We start from the raw sequence: 15,088 nt of genomic DNA, 5'->3' as shown, positions 1-15,088 counted from the left end.
GCCCTTTTATGTCTGATGTCTCCGTCAAAATCTGTGGTCTGACCGCCCCTGATCACGTGCGCGCAGCGGTGGATGCTGGCGCACGCTATATCGGGTTTGTCTTCTTTCCCAAATCGCCCCGCCATCTTGAGGTCCCGGCCGCCGCAGAACTGGCCCATTTGGTGCCCGCCGGGGTTGCCAAGGTCGCCCTGACGGTGAATGCGACGGATGAGGAATTAGACCGGATCGTCGCCAATGTACCGCTGGACATGTTGCAACTGCACGGCAAGGAAAGCCCGGATCGGGTGGCCGAGGTTCGCGACCGATTTGGTTTGCCGGTGATGAAGGCTATCGGCGTGGCCGAGGCAGAAGACCTTGCTGCGATTGATCTCTATTCCGAAGTTGCCGACCAGCTGCTGATCGACGCCAAGCCGCCACGTAACGCGGAACTGCCGGGTGGCAATGGTCTGGCGTTTGACTGGCGTCTGTTAGCGGGACGCAAATACTGGCAACGTCCGTGGATGCTGGCCGGGGGGCTGACGCCCAAGAACGTCGCCGAGGCGATCCGCATGACCGGCGCGCGACAGGTGGATGTCTCGTCAGGAGTCGAAGGCGCACCCGGCGTCAAGGATTCGGCATTGGTCCGGGCCTTTATCGACGCGACCCGGTGATCTGATCGGCAAACACCTGCGTATCCCCGATAGGGGAGGACGTAATCATGCTGGCGGCGATCGGCGGAGTTTCATTGAAACGATGGTACTATGGGCCAGAGTTCTTCTGGCGCGCCCGTCAGGCATTGCTACAAGCGCGCGGTGACCCCTTGTGCATGCATGCTGGCGTGTTCCCACACCAGGGGCTGTATTTCTCGCTAAGCGTCTGGCACGACCTCGAAGCCATGTTAACCTTTGCTCAGTCGGGTCCCCACCGCCAGGTCGTTCTAGCGGCCAATCGACTGGCAGATGTGAATCAGTTCTATCACTTTCCCTGTATTGCCGTGCCCAGCAACCAGCAGGCGTTACAGGTTTGGGCACAGCATGTTCAAGCGGCGGAATGATACGTTTTGCCATGGCAAATCCTGTCGTCACCTCCTATGAACAACGGGTACGACGAGGGAGACACCCATGGCCAACGATCTTTTCAATTCCTTCATGTCCGGACCTGACGAAAAGGGCCGTTTCGGCATATTCGGCGGGCGGTTCGTCAGCGAAACGCTGATGCCTCTGATCCTGTCGCTGGAAGAGGAATATGAAAAGGCCAAGGACGATCCCACCTTCTGGGCTGAGATGGACGACCTGTGGGCGAATTATGTGGGCCGCCCGTCACCGCTGTATTTCGCGGAACGCCTGACCGAGCATCTGGGCGGCGCGAAAATCTACCTGAAACGCGATGAGCTGAACCACACCGGCGCGCACAAGATCAACAACGTTCTGGGCCAGATCATTCTGGCGCGACGCATGGGCAAGACCCGGATCATTGCGGAAACCGGTGCAGGGCAGCACGGCGTAGCCACCGCGACTGTCTGCGCCAAATTCGGTCTGAAATGTGTGGTCTACATGGGCGCGCATGACGTGCAGCGTCAGGCTCCGAATGTGTTCCGCATGCGCTTGCTGGGCGCCGAGGTGATCCCGGTGACCTCTGGCCGTGGCACGCTGAAAGACGCGATGAACGACGCGCTGCGCGACTGGGTAACCAATGTCCGCGACACGTTCTATTGCATAGGCACCGTCGCTGGTCCGCACCCGTACCCGGCGATGGTCCGGGATTTCCAGTCGATCATTGGCAAGGAAGCCAAGGAACAGATGATGAAGGCCGAAGGTCGTCTGCCCGACACGATCATTGCCGCCATTGGTGGTGGATCGAACGCAATGGGCCTGTTTTACCCGTTCCTCGACGACAAAGACGTCAACATCATTGGCGTTGAGGCCGGCGGCAAAGGCGTGAACGAGAAGATGGAGCACTGCGCCTCGCTGACCGGCGGGCGTCCGGGCGTTTTGCACGGCAACCGCACCTACTTGCTGCAGGATGACGACGGACAGATTCTGGAAGGCTATTCAATCTCGGCCGGTCTGGATTATCCGGGTATCGGTCCCGAGCACTCGTGGCTGAACGATATTGGCCGCGCCAACTATGTGGCTATCACCGACAAAGAAGCGCTGGAGGCGTTCCAGCTGTGCTGCGCGTCCGAGGGTATCATTCCGGCGCTCGAGCCCAGCCATGCGCTGGCACATGTGATGAAAATCGCGCCCGAGCTGCCCAGAGATCACCTGATCTGCATGAATATGTGCGGGCGTGGCGACAAGGACGTACAGACCGTGGCCAAATATCTGAACTTCGACATGTCGGATACCGAAGGCCGCAGCGCCGACTGACCAAGCGGTAAAATTTGAAATTTTTGACAAGAGCGGCGCGCCTGAAACGGGTGTGCCGCTTTAAATTTCAGCCCTGAGCTTTTCGAATATTGCGCAACTGGGTAACTTTGTTGCGTGACCGCCACAGGTGCGATTTTGACCTTCAGAAATTTATTGAGCGAATCCAAACCTTTCGCCTAAACCCGCCGTTACCGGTCACATCGGGCCGGACCCTAGCGGGCAGAGGTGATCACTCTCTCGGTGCGGACGGCGCTGCCGAAACCGTATGCCAGGGCCGAAACCGGGGATTGGTACGCTTTGTAGCTCAGTTGGATAGAGCGGCAGGTTTCCCATCTGTAGGCGAAGGTTCAATTCCTTCCAAAGCTCCAAATGTAGCTCATTCTGGTGAGAGCAATCGACCGCAAATCGATGTGTAACGGGTTCGAATCCCGTCATTTGACAAAGCTGTTAAGTCAGCACCGGCCTTCCACGCCGGCCCGTGAAAACGGTCCAAAATCATAAGGGTCCGGGTGTTCCCCAGCAGGGGTGACACCGCGCAACGTCAGGCTTTGGCCGGGCGGGGCAGGGGTCTTCGCTGCTCTGGTCTTGGGCCGGAGGGCAGATGACGGTGCCGCCGGATCGGTGCCCCGCTTAGCCCTTTGGGCAAGGCGGCGCATCGGTCCCGCGCCCCTCTCTCTGACCTTCCCGCGCAGGGTCATGGCGCGGGGGATGCTCGGATCTTTCCTGCCTTCGTCCGAAGGCCTCACACCTGTCACCCGTTCGGGGTGCAACCCACTGAAAACATGAAAAGGAGTTCGCATTTGCGACGACGATAGAGCGAGACGAAAAGGAGAAATGATATGACACTGTTCCAAGATCTGATTGACCGGCTGACCGGCCATCGGCGGCTGACCCTGACCGAGACCCAGCGGATGCTGGTCCTGCGCAACGGGGTGTTCGATGCAATCCTGGGTGCCGGGAAACACCGGCTGCCGCGCAAGGATGTGCTGACCGAGTTGCACGATCTGGAGAAGCTCTTTTTCGTGTCGCCCTATGAACGGGCACTGATGCAGAACCGGCCCGAGCTGGCTGCCAAGCATCTGACCGAGTTCCGGGCTGGGCCTGACGAAATTCTGGTTCTGCTGCGGGATGGGGTCCCTGTTCGGGTGCTGAACCCCGAAGCGCGGGCGCTGGTCTGGAAGGCCGCAGGGCCGTGGAAGGTCGAGCATCACGCGCTGACCGAGACCATGGTTGTTCCCAAAGTGGCGGCTCAGCGGTTGGTTCGGGCCGGGCTGCGGCTGAACCTGACGCAGGTCGAGGTTGCCGAAGGGCATACCGGGCTGCTGACGGTTGACGGGGTACTGGTGGATCAGCTGGACCCTGGGGCGCATGCCTTCTGGAAAGTGGGGCGAAACGTCGAGGTTAAACAGATCGACCTGCGGCAACGGACCCATGAGGTGACAGGGCAAGAGATCCTGACCAAGGACCGGGTTACCATCCGGGTCAACCTGTCCGCCGATTACCGGGTCATTGATCCGGTCACGGCGGTAGGGTCGGTCAAGGACTTCGATCAGGCCTTGCACCGGGCGCTGCAACTGGCGTTCCGGAAGACTTTGGGGGCGATGACGCTGGACCGGCTGCTGGCCGAGAAGGTGACCGTCGACACCGAGGCTGCGGATCGGGTGCGGACACAGATGGCCGGGATCGGTATCGAAGTGGGGGAGATCGCGTTGAAAGACGTCATCCTGCCCGGTGAGATGCGGGAAATCCTGACCGCCGTGGTCGCCGCCGAGAAAAAGGCTGAGGCCAACGTCATCCGGCGGCGGGAAGAAACCAACGCCACGCGGTCCCTACTGAACACCGCGAAGGTGATGGCGGAAAACCCGGTGATGCTGCGGTTGAAAGAGCTGGAAGCTTTGGAAACCATCGCCGGGAAGGTCGAGCGGCTGACGGTCCATAACGGGACTGAAGGGCTGATGTCTGACCTTGTCAAACTGCGGGAGTGATCCCGAATAAGGGCCGGTCCGGGGGTTTCTGGGCCGGTCCGCTTACTCTGAAGCGGCGTTTTCTTTCAGAAGGCGTAGCGGAATGATCTCAAGCGCCCGCTGGTGGGTGGCTTCAAGATGCACCTTGGGGGCGCAACCTTCGTCATGGGCCTGCAGGAAGCGCGCGGCGCACAGGCACCAACTGTCACCTGGGTTCAGACCCGGAAAGTTGAACTCCGGGCGCGGGGTGCTCAGGTCGTTTCCAACGTATTTCGAAAAGGCCAGAAACTCGGCCGTCATCACCGCGCAAACCGTGTGGCTGCCCTGATCTTCGGGGCAGGTATTGCAGGCCCCGTCCCGAAAGAAACCAGTCAGCGGATCACGGGAACAGGGGCTGAGAACGCCGCCCAATACATTGATACTGTCTTGTTTTTGCATAGGACCACCTTACAGGCTTTGGGCGATCTTGCGGAACATTTCTATGTTTGCTTCGTTGATGCCGGGATCGCGGAACTGGCGATCTGCGCCGGTTGTGACGATCAGCACGCCGCGCGGCTGGTCGAAATAGATGTACTGGCCGTACACACCACGGGCTAGAAACTCGCCTTCGTGCGCACCGAGGGGAATCCACCATTGATAACCATAGCCGATCTTGCCGGGCGCAGTGGGTGCGCTGGGCAGGACGGATTCGGTGATCCAGTCGGCCGGGACCAGTTGCTGGCCGTCATGGACGCCATTTTGCAGGATCATCTGACCAAAGCGTGCGAAATCGCGCGTGGTGAAGTTCAATCCACCTAACACAAAAGCAACCCCGGTACCGTCAGTCACGTAATAGCCGTCGTGTTCCAGCCCTAGTGGCTGTATGATCTTTTCGACCAGTAATTCCGTCACGCTGCGCCCCGTGGCCCCACGGATGACCATCCCGATTACATGGGTGTCGATCGACACGTATTGCCAGGTCTCGCCCGGCGTGGCGAACGTATCCTGCAGTGAGGCCGCGAAATCGTCCAACTCTCCGCCCAAGGCGATGACACGACCCATTCGGTTGATGTCCGAATTCGGGTCGAAATAATCCTCATCGAAAGTAACTCCGCTGGCCATGTTCAACACATTGCGGATCGACGCGCCGTTATAAGCGGTGCCCTCCAACTGCGGCGCATATTTCACCACGGGATCGTCCAGCGAGTCGATTGCGCCCTCGGCCAACAGGATGCCGAAAAGTGCGGACAGATAGCTTTTGGCCACCGACCACGAAATCCGGCGATCCTCGGGCGTGGTGCCCAGATAGTATTCTTCGAACCGGATTTGCCCGTCCTGCATCACCAGAAGAGAGGTGACAGCGCGATCTTCGATCCACGCATCGGTATCCTCGGGCAGATCAAAGCCGGGTCCGTAAGGCAATTCCCAGGTCGGCCCGTTGCCACGGGGCAAGTCGACCGTCAGGAAAGCGTCGTTCATATGAGAGAAGTTGTGAACGATCTTTTCCTCGGAAAATAACGAGTTCACGGCCATAAGGCGTTGCAGTTCTTCGCGTTTCCAGAACCCGACAACGACCGCTGCCAGCACCAGCATCAACACGATGCGCAGCACCCATTTCAACATAGATCTCATATGTCGCCTCCCCGATCCATGCTGCATTGGAACGCGCCAAAAGCCGTTGTGCAATTGGGACGTTGCGGCAAGGTCACCCGTCTTATTTGAACTTGTCCAGTAGCTTCTGCATGGCCGAGCGCGTATCGACCTCTGGTTCTGCAGCAAGTTTGGCGGTTGCTTTGGGCGCCTCGGCCGGTGACTTTGACGACCGGGGCGGGGCTGTGCGTAGGGCGACGGCGTTCATGAACTTGCCGCCATCCCCGTCGGCCAGATAGCGTGCACCGTCCGACACGCCGCGCAACACGTCGTCAAGCCAGTCAGCGTCGGCCCTGGCAAAGTCGCCCAGGACGTAAGGAGAGACCATTTCCTTCCGGCCCGGATGCCCGATCCCCAGCCGTACTCGATCATAGGCGGGGCTGATATGTTCGTGGATTGAACGTAGCCCGTTGTGCCCGGCATGCCCGCCGCCCGCCTTGACGCGCACCTTGCCGGGGGCGAGGTCCAGCTCATCATGAAAGATCGTCACATCGGTCGAGTCGAGCTTGTAAAACCGCATCGCCTCACCCACGGACTGACCAGAACGGTTCATGAAGGTCTGCGGTTTGATCAGCAGTACCTTTTCGCGGCCTAACCGACCTTCGGAGATCTCGGCCTGAAACTTGGATTTCCACGGCCCAAAGCCGTGATCCTCGGCAATGCGGTCAACAGCCAAAAAGCCGATATTGTGCCGGTTGCGGGCATATTTCGATCCCGGGTTCCCCAATCCGACAAACAATTTCATAGTCTCGTCCTTGTGCATTGCAACATGTGCAAGTGGTTGATGACACGGAATGCCACCGGTTTTCCAGCCCACGTGCGCCAAAAGAAAACGGGGCCCGATCAAGGCCCCGTTTCCAAATCCGAATTGTTGGGTCCGGACTTATTCTTCTGCTTCTTCCTGGCCGACGACTTCAACTTCGTCAACGGCCACTTCTTCGCCTTCTTCCTCATCGTCGTCGGTCGACAGACCGGTCGGTGCCGAAACGTTCGCAATCACGAAGTCACGGTCGATGGTCGGCTTAGTGCCTGCGGGCAGGTCCACGGCCGAGATGGTGACAACGTCGTTGATCTCCATGCCGGTCACGTCGACAACGATCTTTTCAGGAATGTCACCTGCGGTACACATCAATTCGACTTCCGGACGGACAACGGTCAGAACGCCACCCTTTTTGATGCCGGGGGCCTCTTCCTCGTTGATGAACTCAACCGGGATGAACAGCGCGATCTTAGTGGTCCGACGCAGGCGCATCAGGTCCAGGTGAGTCGGCAGGTCTTTGACAACGTCACGCTGAACGTCGCGGCAGATGACACGAACGTCTTCGTGGCCTTCAACCTTCAGGTTCCACAGGGTCGACTTGAACCGGCCTGCTTTCAGGCGCTTGAACAGGACGTTGAACGGGATCTGAATTGGCAGCGGCTCTTTATCGCCACCAAAAACAATGCCCGGAACCATGCCGTCTCGGCGTGCTTGACGAGCGGCGCCCTTGCCTGTCCCCGTCCGTTCCAGAGCTACGAGATCAGGAATCTCTCCAGCCATGATAATTCTCCAATGTTAGGGCGGGCATCCTCCAAGGCTGTATGCCCGCGTGAAGCCGCGTCCTTATCTCGATTCATTGGGTTTGGAAAGGGGTTCACCCGAATAATTTTTAGCGAGGCTCTGCCTCGCGCTCCGAGGTATTTTGGGCCAGATGAACAGGGGGTTCCAAGTTCATCTGGCCTCAATGACACAGTGGAGGCGGCCGTAAAGTCCGCAGCCCAGCCGCGGGTCAGCTCGCAGTTGGTGTATTTTGCCAGCGGCCGCCGAAATCCTCGGGAACCAGCAGATTGTGACGTCCCAAATCCCCAACATTGCGCTCGCCACATAGCGCCATCGTTGTGTCCAGCTCTGCCTGAATGACGTCCAGCGCAGTGGTGACACCTTTCTGACCCATTGCGCCTAGCCCATAGACAAAAGCGCGACCGACATAGGTGCCCTTGGCCCCCAATGCCAACGCCTTCAGCACATCCTGACCCGAGCGGATACCGCTGTCCAGATGTACCTCGATGTCACCGCCGACGGCATCCATGATCTGCGGCAGCATGCGAATAGAACTCAGCGCACCGTCCAACTGCCGCCCGCCGTGGTTCGAGACAACAATGGCATCGGCCCCGAGTTTTGCAGCCATCTTGGCGTCTTCGGCATCGAGGATGCCTTTGAGAATGACCTTGCCGCCCCATTGCTCCATCAGCTTTTCGACCTTGGCCCAGTCGAGGCTGGGGTCGAACTGTTCAGCCGTCCACGCACCTAGGGACGACGCATCCGAGATACCCTCGACATGGCCGACGATATTGCCAAACTCGCGCCGTTTCGCCCCCAGCATTTCGATGCCCCAGGACCACTTGGTCATCAGGTTCGCAATCGTTTTCGCGGTCAGTTTTGGCGGTGCAGACAGGCCGTTTTTCAAATCCTTGTGCCGTTGGCCCAAAATCTGCAAATCCAGCGTGATGACCAGGGCCGAGCATTTCGCATCTTTGGCCCGTTGGATCAGGCGGCTGACATAGTCCTGATCCTTCATCGTATAGAGCTGAAACCAGAACGGTTTTGACGTGTGCTCGGCCACATCCTCGATTGAATTAATCGACATGGTAGACAGGGTAAAAGGCACGCCGAATTCCTCGGCGGCTTTGGCGGCCTTCATTTCGCCGTCCGCGTGCTGCATGCCCGTTAAGCCAACCGGTGCCAGCGCGACCGGCATCGCCACATCTTCACCGATCATCTGCGAAGCGGTGGATCGTCCCGCCATATCCACGGCCACCCGTTGACGCAGGCGGATATCCGAGAAATCCGAACTGTTGTCGCGAAACGTTTGTTCGGTCCAACTACCGCTTTCGGCATAGTCGTAGAACATCCGAGGCACCCGTCGTTCATAGATACGTCGAAGATCTTCGATAGTGGTGATTATGGGCATGAGGCAGCGCCTTTGATTGGTCGGTCAGGTAGTTCTACTGGCGCAACATCAAGGGCGCAATTGGCTGAGGCGCGAAAAAAACCGCAGCAGGCCGGAGGCTTGCTGCGGTTTTGTTTATTGGATCTTGTGATTGGTCGATCAGGCAGAATGGGCGCCGTCGGATAGTGTTTTTACAAAGTCCAAAACCTCGGCCACGGGCTTTCCTGCTCCGATCTGGCTGACAATGGCCGAGCCGACAACCGCGCCGTCGGCAACGCTGGCGATGGCCTTGGATTTCTCGGGTGTGTTGATGCCAAAGCCCACGATCACGGGCAGGTCGGTCGCGGATTTGATCCGGGCCACTTCGGGGCCGACATTCGTGGCTTGCGCTTCGGCTGCACCGGTGATGCCTGTGATCGAGACGTAATAGACAAAGCCCGAAGTGTTCTGCAGAACGCGAGGCAGGCGTTTGTCATCGGTGGTCGGCGTCGCCAGGCGAATAAAATTCAGACCGGCGGCCTGGGCCGGCAGGCACAGTTCCTCATCTTCTTCCGGCGGCAGGTCGACGACAATCAGACCGTCGATACCGGCAGCTTGCGCATCGGCCAGAAAGGTGTCCACGCCGCGGCTGTAGATCGGATTGAAATAGCCCATCAGAACAATCGGAGTGGTGTCGTCGGTTTCACGGAAGGCGCGGGCCAGATCCAGTGTCCGCTGCAAGGTCATGCCACTGTCCAATGCCCGTTGCCCTGCGGCCTGAATGGTCGGGCCATCCGCCATGGGATCGGTGAACGGCAAGCCCAGCTCAATCACATCCACGCCAGCGCCCGGCAGGCCTTTGACCACCTCAAGCGAAGTTTCATAGTCGGGGTCCCCCGCCATTATATAGGCGACAAAAGCCTTTTTCCCTTCGGCCTTAAGGGCGGCGAACTTGGCGTCGATACGGGTCATCGGATGTCCTTGCAGTCAGGTTTGGACCTGATGTGCAGAAACTTTGCCCGAAAATCAATCCCGGTCCCGCGGGATACCGTCAGAATGCGAAATGATATCGCACCAGCGCCGAATTAACACCCGGGTTGTCATCCTGTGTGCTGGCATTGGATTTGTGGGTGATTGCCAAGGACACTTTGTTACCACTTTCTAAGGTGTATCCGAGACCCAACAGGGTGCGAATCTGGAACTCTCCCCCAAGATCGTTGCGGCCTTCGCCCTCTGAGAAATACCCCGGCATGACACTGCCTTCGACGAACCAACGCTCGGCAAACCCGTAGGTTCCGATCAAGCCGATACCGATATGAATATCACCTGCGGTATCCACAGTCAGGGCACTACCCCATGAAGCGGCAAAACGGGAGGCCTCGTGAAAGGGGCGATGCTGATACTCGAGCGCGAACACAGCCTCGTCCTCGGATTGGCTATCCGAGAAATCTGAAAATCCTGCGCCAAAGACAAGGGATTGAGCTTGCGCTGCTGGTGCGGTCAAAAGCAGCGCGAAAATTGCAGAGGTAAACTTCATATTACACATTCACTATATGTTTGTTTGCAACACCTTACGTGGTGATCTTAGTGTGCCAATTTCAATCCGGGCAAGTTCACGAATGACGAACGATTTCGTGATGTTGTAAATTGGTCTTTTCCTCATTTCCGCAGTCTGGCTTGCGCATTGATCCGGACCTGCATAGAAGCACCCCTCGAATGGCATCAGGAGGCCGCTATGGGTTTTAAAATGGGAATCGTGGGTCTGCCGAATGTGGGCAAGTCGACCCTCTTTAACGCGCTGACCAAAACCGCAGCCGCTCAGGCAGCAAATTTCCCGTTCTGTACCATTGAGCCCAATGTGGGGGACGTGGCCGTGCCTGATGACCGGTTGGACAAGCTGGCGGCGATTGCCAGCTCTAAGCAGATCATCCCAACACGGATGACCTTTGTGGACATCGCTGGTCTGGTTAAAGGCGCGTCCAAGGGTGAAGGGCTGGGCAACCAGTTTTTGGCCAATATCCGCGAGACCGACGCCATCGCCCATGTGCTACGCTGTTTCGAAGATGGTGACGTGACCCATGTGGACGGCCGCGTCGACCCCGTGGCCGATGCCGACACGATCGAGACGGAACTGATGCTGGCCGATCTGGAAAGCATCGAAAAGCGGCGCGCCAATCTGGTGCGCAAGCTGAAAGGCAACGACAAGGAAGCACAGCAGCAGGAACGCTTGCTGGCCGAGGCCCAGGCGATGCTGGAAAATGGCAAACCCGCGCGTCTGGTTGAGGTCTCGGACGAAGACGCCAAAGCGTGGAAGATGTTGCAACTGCTGACCACCAAACCAGTGCTATACGTTTGCAACGTGTCCGAAGAAGAAGCAGCTGACGGCAATGAATACTCTGCGAAAGTCGCCGAGATGGCCGCGGCGCAAGGCAATGCCCATGTCATCATCAGCGCCAAGATCGAAGAAGAGATCAGCCTGTTGGAAGAAGACGAAGCGCAGATGTTCCTGGAGGAGATGGGTTTGGAGGAACCCGGCCTCGACCGTCTGATCAAAGCTGGTTACGACCTGTTGAAGCTTGAGACTTATTTCACCGTCGGCCCGAAAGAGGCCCGCGCCTGGACCATCCGCACGGGCACCGCCGCACCACAGGCTGCTGGTGTGATCCATGGCGATTTCGAAAAAGGCTTTATCCGCGCCGAGACCATCGCTTATGACGACTTTATCTCGGCAAATGGCGAACAGGGCGCGAAAGAGGCCGGCAAGATGCGGGCTGAGGGCAAGGGCTACATCGTCAAGGACGGCGATGTGATGCACTTTTTGTTCAATACCTAAGAGGTCTCTGTGTGCCCGGTCCATAAGGGACTGGGTGCATTTTAGACGCCGGGGTTAGTTTCCGGGTTCCAGTTCCTGCCGTTGGGTGAAATAGTCCCAGACAACCCAGCTTTCCGCGATCTTTCCATCGGCGATCCGGTCGATCTGAACGCCGGTCCAGTTTACTGGCCGGTTAGTCGCGGGCACACCAAGGTATGCGCCTTTCTGGGTCCCAAAAAAGCGCCAATGGGTGGATACCCGGTCGCCTTCGGCGATCTGCCCAAAAATCTCGACCTTTAAATCAGGAAAGGCTTTGTGGTTTGCCTCGACAATGTCGGTCCAGGTGGCCAAATCGACGCTTCCGGTTCCACCGGTTGCTAATGGCGCCTGATGGTTTTGATACTCGTCAGCGAAAATTGATCGGTCAATAGTGGAATTCGCAGCCCACATTTCAACAGCCTGTCGTGACAGATTTTTTGCTGCGGAGTTATCATTCTGTTGAGCCATCACGTTTCCTCCTGCCGCAATTGTCAGTAGTATTGTTAACGTCAAAATACGCCCTGCCAAGCCGGTGAACTGTCTGGTCATTGGCTTCCTCCGTCAGTCATGTCGACACCAGTTTACGATAGCGCGCGCCAGGCCATTGCGGAAAGTGCCGTCTGCGGGTCGCCGGATCGCAACTTGTGCTTTCACCGGGCCGCAAACACGTTACTCTGCGCTTCTGATCTTAAGAAGAAGAACGGCATGATCGAAATCCGTGACCTGCAACTGCTTAGCGCCTTGGCGCGGCACCGTCATTTTGCCAAAGCGGCCGAGGAATGCGGGATATCGCAACCCGCCTTTTCAATGCGTATCCGCAACCTCGAAGATCGCTTGGGCGTGTCGATCGTCCGCCGCGCCAACCGGTTTCAGGGCCTGACCGAAGAGGGCGAGATGATCGTCCAGCGAGCACGGCGTATCCTTGATGATACCAAGGCGCTGGAACAGCAGGTGCTGGCCGCCAAGGGTGAGATCACCGGCACCCTGATACTGGGTGTGATCCCGACCGCGATTGCCTTTACCGGGCGGCTGACCAAACGGTTGCGGGATGCGCATCCCCGCATCATTACGCGCATCGAGACAATGTCTGCCACAGCGATCCAGCACCGTCTGGACGAGGGCAGTCTGGACGCGGGCATCACCTATGGGGACAGCATCGGAACCGATTTGCGGCAGGTGCAACCTTTGTACGAAGAGACCTATGTCTTGCTGGTGCCGTCGCATATGACGGATGAAACCGGCCCCATACCATGGGCACGTGTGGCCGAATTCCCGCTCAGCCTGCTGGAGCCACAGATGCAGAACCGGCGCATCCTCGACCGGATTTTCGCTGAACAGGGCCTGCACCCGGATGTTGTCGCCGAAACCAGCGGATTTACCGCTTCGATGGTCATGGCGCGCGAGGGGTTGGCAGCCACCGTGGTCCCTCGAGTGCTGGTGCGAGCGCTGGGTGATCTTAAGGGAACAAAGGTGCTGCCACTGGTCGATCCCGTTGTCAGCAAGCCGATTTGTCTTGCGACCCTTACACGGGATCCCGAATTGCCAACAGTCGAAGCGCTGCGTGCCGTAGTGACGTCTTTGCGGTGATAAACTGTCGTTATCGTGCGATTGAAATATGCGATTTGACGATATGCTATTCTGATGAGACACGGAGCCTCAATCGGAGGGCATCATGGCACCATTAGACACCAAGCCATCAGGCGCACCCAAGGGCGTCTGGAAGTCAGGTAAAGGCAAGGGGCGGCACACGCCCAAAGGCCGTCAATTCACGGATGAGGCACAGGCGGAAATTACACGTCTGCTGGGCGACCGCCCACGCCGTCGCGATCTGCTGATTGAATTCCTGCATTTGATTCAGGACGCACACGGCCATATCAGCGCCGACCACATTGCCGCTTTGGCGGTCGAAATGCGGGTGGGGCAGGCAGAGATCTATGAAACGGCAACCTTCTATGCCCACTTCGATGTAGTGAAAGAAGACGAGGCCCCTCCGCCCGCGTTGACGATCAGGGTCTGTGATTCTTTGTCCTGCGAAATGGCTGGTGCCCAGCAATTGCAAAAGGCGCTTGAGGATGGTTTGGACGCGTCCGAGGTTCGCGTAGTCCGTGCCCCCTGCATGGGTCGCTGCGATACGGCCCCGGTGCTTGAGATCGGCCACAACCATATCGACCATGCGACGCCGGAAAAGGTGCAGGCAGCGATTGCCGCCGGTGACACTCACGCCCATCTGCCCGACTACGAGACCTTTGCTGCCTATGAGGCAAACGGCGGTTACGCCAAGCTAAAAAAACTGCGCGACAATGGTGATTGGGAGAAGGTGCAGGAAGACGTCCTGTCCTCGGGCCTGCGTGGTTTGGGTGGCGCTGGCTTCCCGTCCGGCAAGAAATGGGGCTTCGTTCGCATGAACGAAGGTCCGCGCTATCTGGCTGTGAACGGCGATGAGGGTGAGCCCGGTACGTTCAAGGACCGTTACTATCTGGAACGCACGCCGCATGTTTTCCTTGAGGGCATGCTGATCGCCGCTTGGGCGGTCGAGGCTGAGACTTGCTTTATTTACATGCGCGACGAATATCCGGCAGTGCTGGAAATCCTGCGCCGTGAGATTGTAGCGCTGGAAGAGGCCGGGATCGTTGAGCCAGGCTATATCGACCTGCGCCGGGGGGCTGGCGCCTACATCTGCGGTGAAGAATCCGCGATGATCGAGTCGATCGAAGGCAAAAAGGGCCTGCCGCGTCACCGTCCTCCGTTTGTAGCGCAGGTTGGGGTCTTTAACCGCCCGACCTTGGTGCACAATGTTGAGACGCTGTATTGGGTCACCAAAGTGTGCCGTGAAGGGCCGGAATGCCTCAACAGCACTGAAAAGAACGGTCGCACGGGCCTGCGCAGCTATTCGGTCTCGGGCCGGGTGGCGAAGCCTGGCGTTTACCTGCTGCCCGCAGGCTCGACCATTCTGGATGTGATTGAGGCCGCTGGTGGCATGGCCGAGGGCCAGACCTTCAAGGCGTATCAGCCGGGTGGACCGTCTTCGGGCCTGTTGCCAGCGTCGATGGACGATATCCCGCTGGATTTTGACACGTTGCAACCACATGGCACCTTTATCGGCTCGGCCGCCGTGGTGGTTCTGTCTGATCAAGACACCGCGCGTGATGCGGCGCTGAATATGCTGCGGTTCTTCGAGGATGAAAGCTGTGGCCAGTGTACGCCTTGCCGGGCGGGCTGTGAAAAGGCGGTCAAGCTGATGCAGGCCGACAAGTGGGATCAGGACCTGTTGGAGGATCTGTGTCAAGTCATGGGCGACGCGTCCATCTGCGGTCTGGGGCAGGCGGCCCCGAACCCGATCCGCCTGGTCATGAAACATTTCGCTGACGAAATCTGAGGGAGACAGAG

General features: G+C 58.3%; 15 protein-coding genes and 1 tRNA gene. 8 read left to right on the top strand and 8 right to left on the bottom strand.

Translation table 11 applies throughout. From position 1 onward, the window contains the following. Positions 1-8 precede the first annotated feature (8 nt). From ACR0B0_RS17940 to ACR0B0_RS17920, 5 genes are all read left to right on the top strand, one after another. Complete coding sequence (locus ACR0B0_RS17940; RefSeq protein WP_170351759.1) at positions 9-650, top strand: phosphoribosylanthranilate isomerase; 642 nt, start codon at positions 9-11, stop codon at positions 648-650. Positions 651-697: 47 nt separating this feature from the next. After that, complete coding sequence (locus ACR0B0_RS17935; RefSeq protein WP_170351758.1) at positions 698-1,033, top strand: hypothetical protein; 336 nt, start codon at positions 698-700, stop codon at positions 1,031-1,033. A gap of 67 nt (positions 1,034-1,100) precedes the next feature. Further along, entirely contained in the window at positions 1,101-2,348 is a 1,248-nt protein-coding gene (gene trpB, locus ACR0B0_RS17930) for a tryptophan synthase subunit beta (protein ID WP_480648967.1), read from the top strand. A gap of 293 nt (positions 2,349-2,641) precedes the next feature. After that, positions 2,642-2,714: transfer RNA gene (locus ACR0B0_RS17925), tRNA-Gly, on the top strand. 473 nt (positions 2,715-3,187) lie between these two features. Beyond that, positions 3,188-4,333, top strand: a complete 1,146-nt coding sequence (locus ACR0B0_RS17920; RefSeq protein WP_170378983.1) for a slipin family protein — start codon at positions 3,188-3,190, stop codon at positions 4,331-4,333. 42 nt (positions 4,334-4,375) lie between these two features. Here ACR0B0_RS17920 and ACR0B0_RS17915 read toward each other — a convergent pair whose 3' ends face one another. From ACR0B0_RS17915 to ACR0B0_RS17885, 7 genes are all read right to left on the bottom strand, one after another. After that, positions 4,376-4,750: a DUF2237 family protein gene (locus ACR0B0_RS17915; protein ID WP_170351755.1), complete on the bottom strand. Its 375-nt coding sequence runs from the start codon at positions 4,748-4,750 to the stop codon at positions 4,376-4,378. 9 nt (positions 4,751-4,759) lie between these two features. Continuing rightward, a complete protein-coding gene (locus ACR0B0_RS17910) occupies positions 4,760-5,923 on the bottom strand; it encodes a serine hydrolase domain-containing protein (protein ID WP_170378986.1) in 1,164 nt (387 codons plus the stop codon). Between the two features lie 82 nt (positions 5,924-6,005). Further along, on the bottom strand, positions 6,006-6,686 hold the full coding sequence (gene pth, locus ACR0B0_RS17905; protein WP_480648964.1) for an aminoacyl-tRNA hydrolase: 681 nt from the start codon (positions 6,684-6,686) through the stop codon (positions 6,006-6,008). 138 nt (positions 6,687-6,824) lie between these two features. Further along, complete coding sequence (locus tag ACR0B0_RS17900; protein WP_170378990.1) at positions 6,825-7,481, bottom strand: 50S ribosomal protein L25/general stress protein Ctc; 657 nt, start codon at positions 7,479-7,481, stop codon at positions 6,825-6,827. 229 nt (positions 7,482-7,710) lie between these two features. Next, positions 7,711-8,892 carry an alpha-hydroxy acid oxidase gene (locus ACR0B0_RS17895; protein WP_480648962.1) on the bottom strand — a complete coding sequence of 394 codons (1,182 nt, stop codon included), beginning with the start codon at positions 8,890-8,892 and terminating at the stop codon, positions 7,711-7,713. A gap of 138 nt (positions 8,893-9,030) precedes the next feature. Beyond that, positions 9,031-9,822, bottom strand: a complete 792-nt coding sequence (gene trpA, locus ACR0B0_RS17890; RefSeq protein WP_170362434.1) for a tryptophan synthase subunit alpha — start codon at positions 9,820-9,822, stop codon at positions 9,031-9,033. A gap of 79 nt (positions 9,823-9,901) precedes the next feature. Further along, positions 9,902-10,387, bottom strand: coding sequence for an acyloxyacyl hydrolase (locus ACR0B0_RS17885; protein WP_226688947.1), 486 nt, complete (start codon positions 10,385-10,387; stop codon positions 9,902-9,904). A gap of 198 nt (positions 10,388-10,585) precedes the next feature. On the opposite strand from ACR0B0_RS17885, the gene ychF reads away from it, so the two are divergent. Then, on the top strand, positions 10,586-11,683 hold the full coding sequence (ychF, locus tag ACR0B0_RS17880) for a redox-regulated ATPase YchF (RefSeq protein ID WP_170399188.1): 1,098 nt from the start codon (positions 10,586-10,588) through the stop codon (positions 11,681-11,683). Between the two features lie 54 nt (positions 11,684-11,737). Here ychF and ACR0B0_RS17875 read toward each other — a convergent pair whose 3' ends face one another. Further along, complete coding sequence (locus ACR0B0_RS17875) at positions 11,738-12,169, bottom strand: ester cyclase (protein WP_170362432.1); 432 nt, start codon at positions 12,167-12,169, stop codon at positions 11,738-11,740. A 237-nt stretch (positions 12,170-12,406) separates the two neighbouring features. Here ACR0B0_RS17875 and ACR0B0_RS17870 point away from each other — a divergent pair, with 237 nt between their 5' ends. Both ACR0B0_RS17870 and ACR0B0_RS17865 read left to right on the top strand, forming a co-directional pair. Beyond that, positions 12,407-13,288: a LysR family transcriptional regulator gene (locus ACR0B0_RS17870; RefSeq protein WP_170399292.1), complete on the top strand. Its 882-nt coding sequence runs from the start codon at positions 12,407-12,409 to the stop codon at positions 13,286-13,288. Between the two features lie 85 nt (positions 13,289-13,373). Next, positions 13,374-15,077 (top strand): NAD(P)H-dependent oxidoreductase subunit E, encoded by a 1,704-nt coding sequence (locus ACR0B0_RS17865; protein WP_480648959.1) that lies wholly within the window; start codon positions 13,374-13,376, stop codon positions 15,075-15,077. The last annotated feature ends 11 nt before the right edge of the window (positions 15,078-15,088 follow it).

The sequence above is a fragment of the Ruegeria sp. BA12 genome (assembly GCF_056539625.1).
The sequence above is the reverse complement of the archived record's forward strand: the minus strand, read 5'-3'. Positions and strand labels throughout refer to the sequence as shown.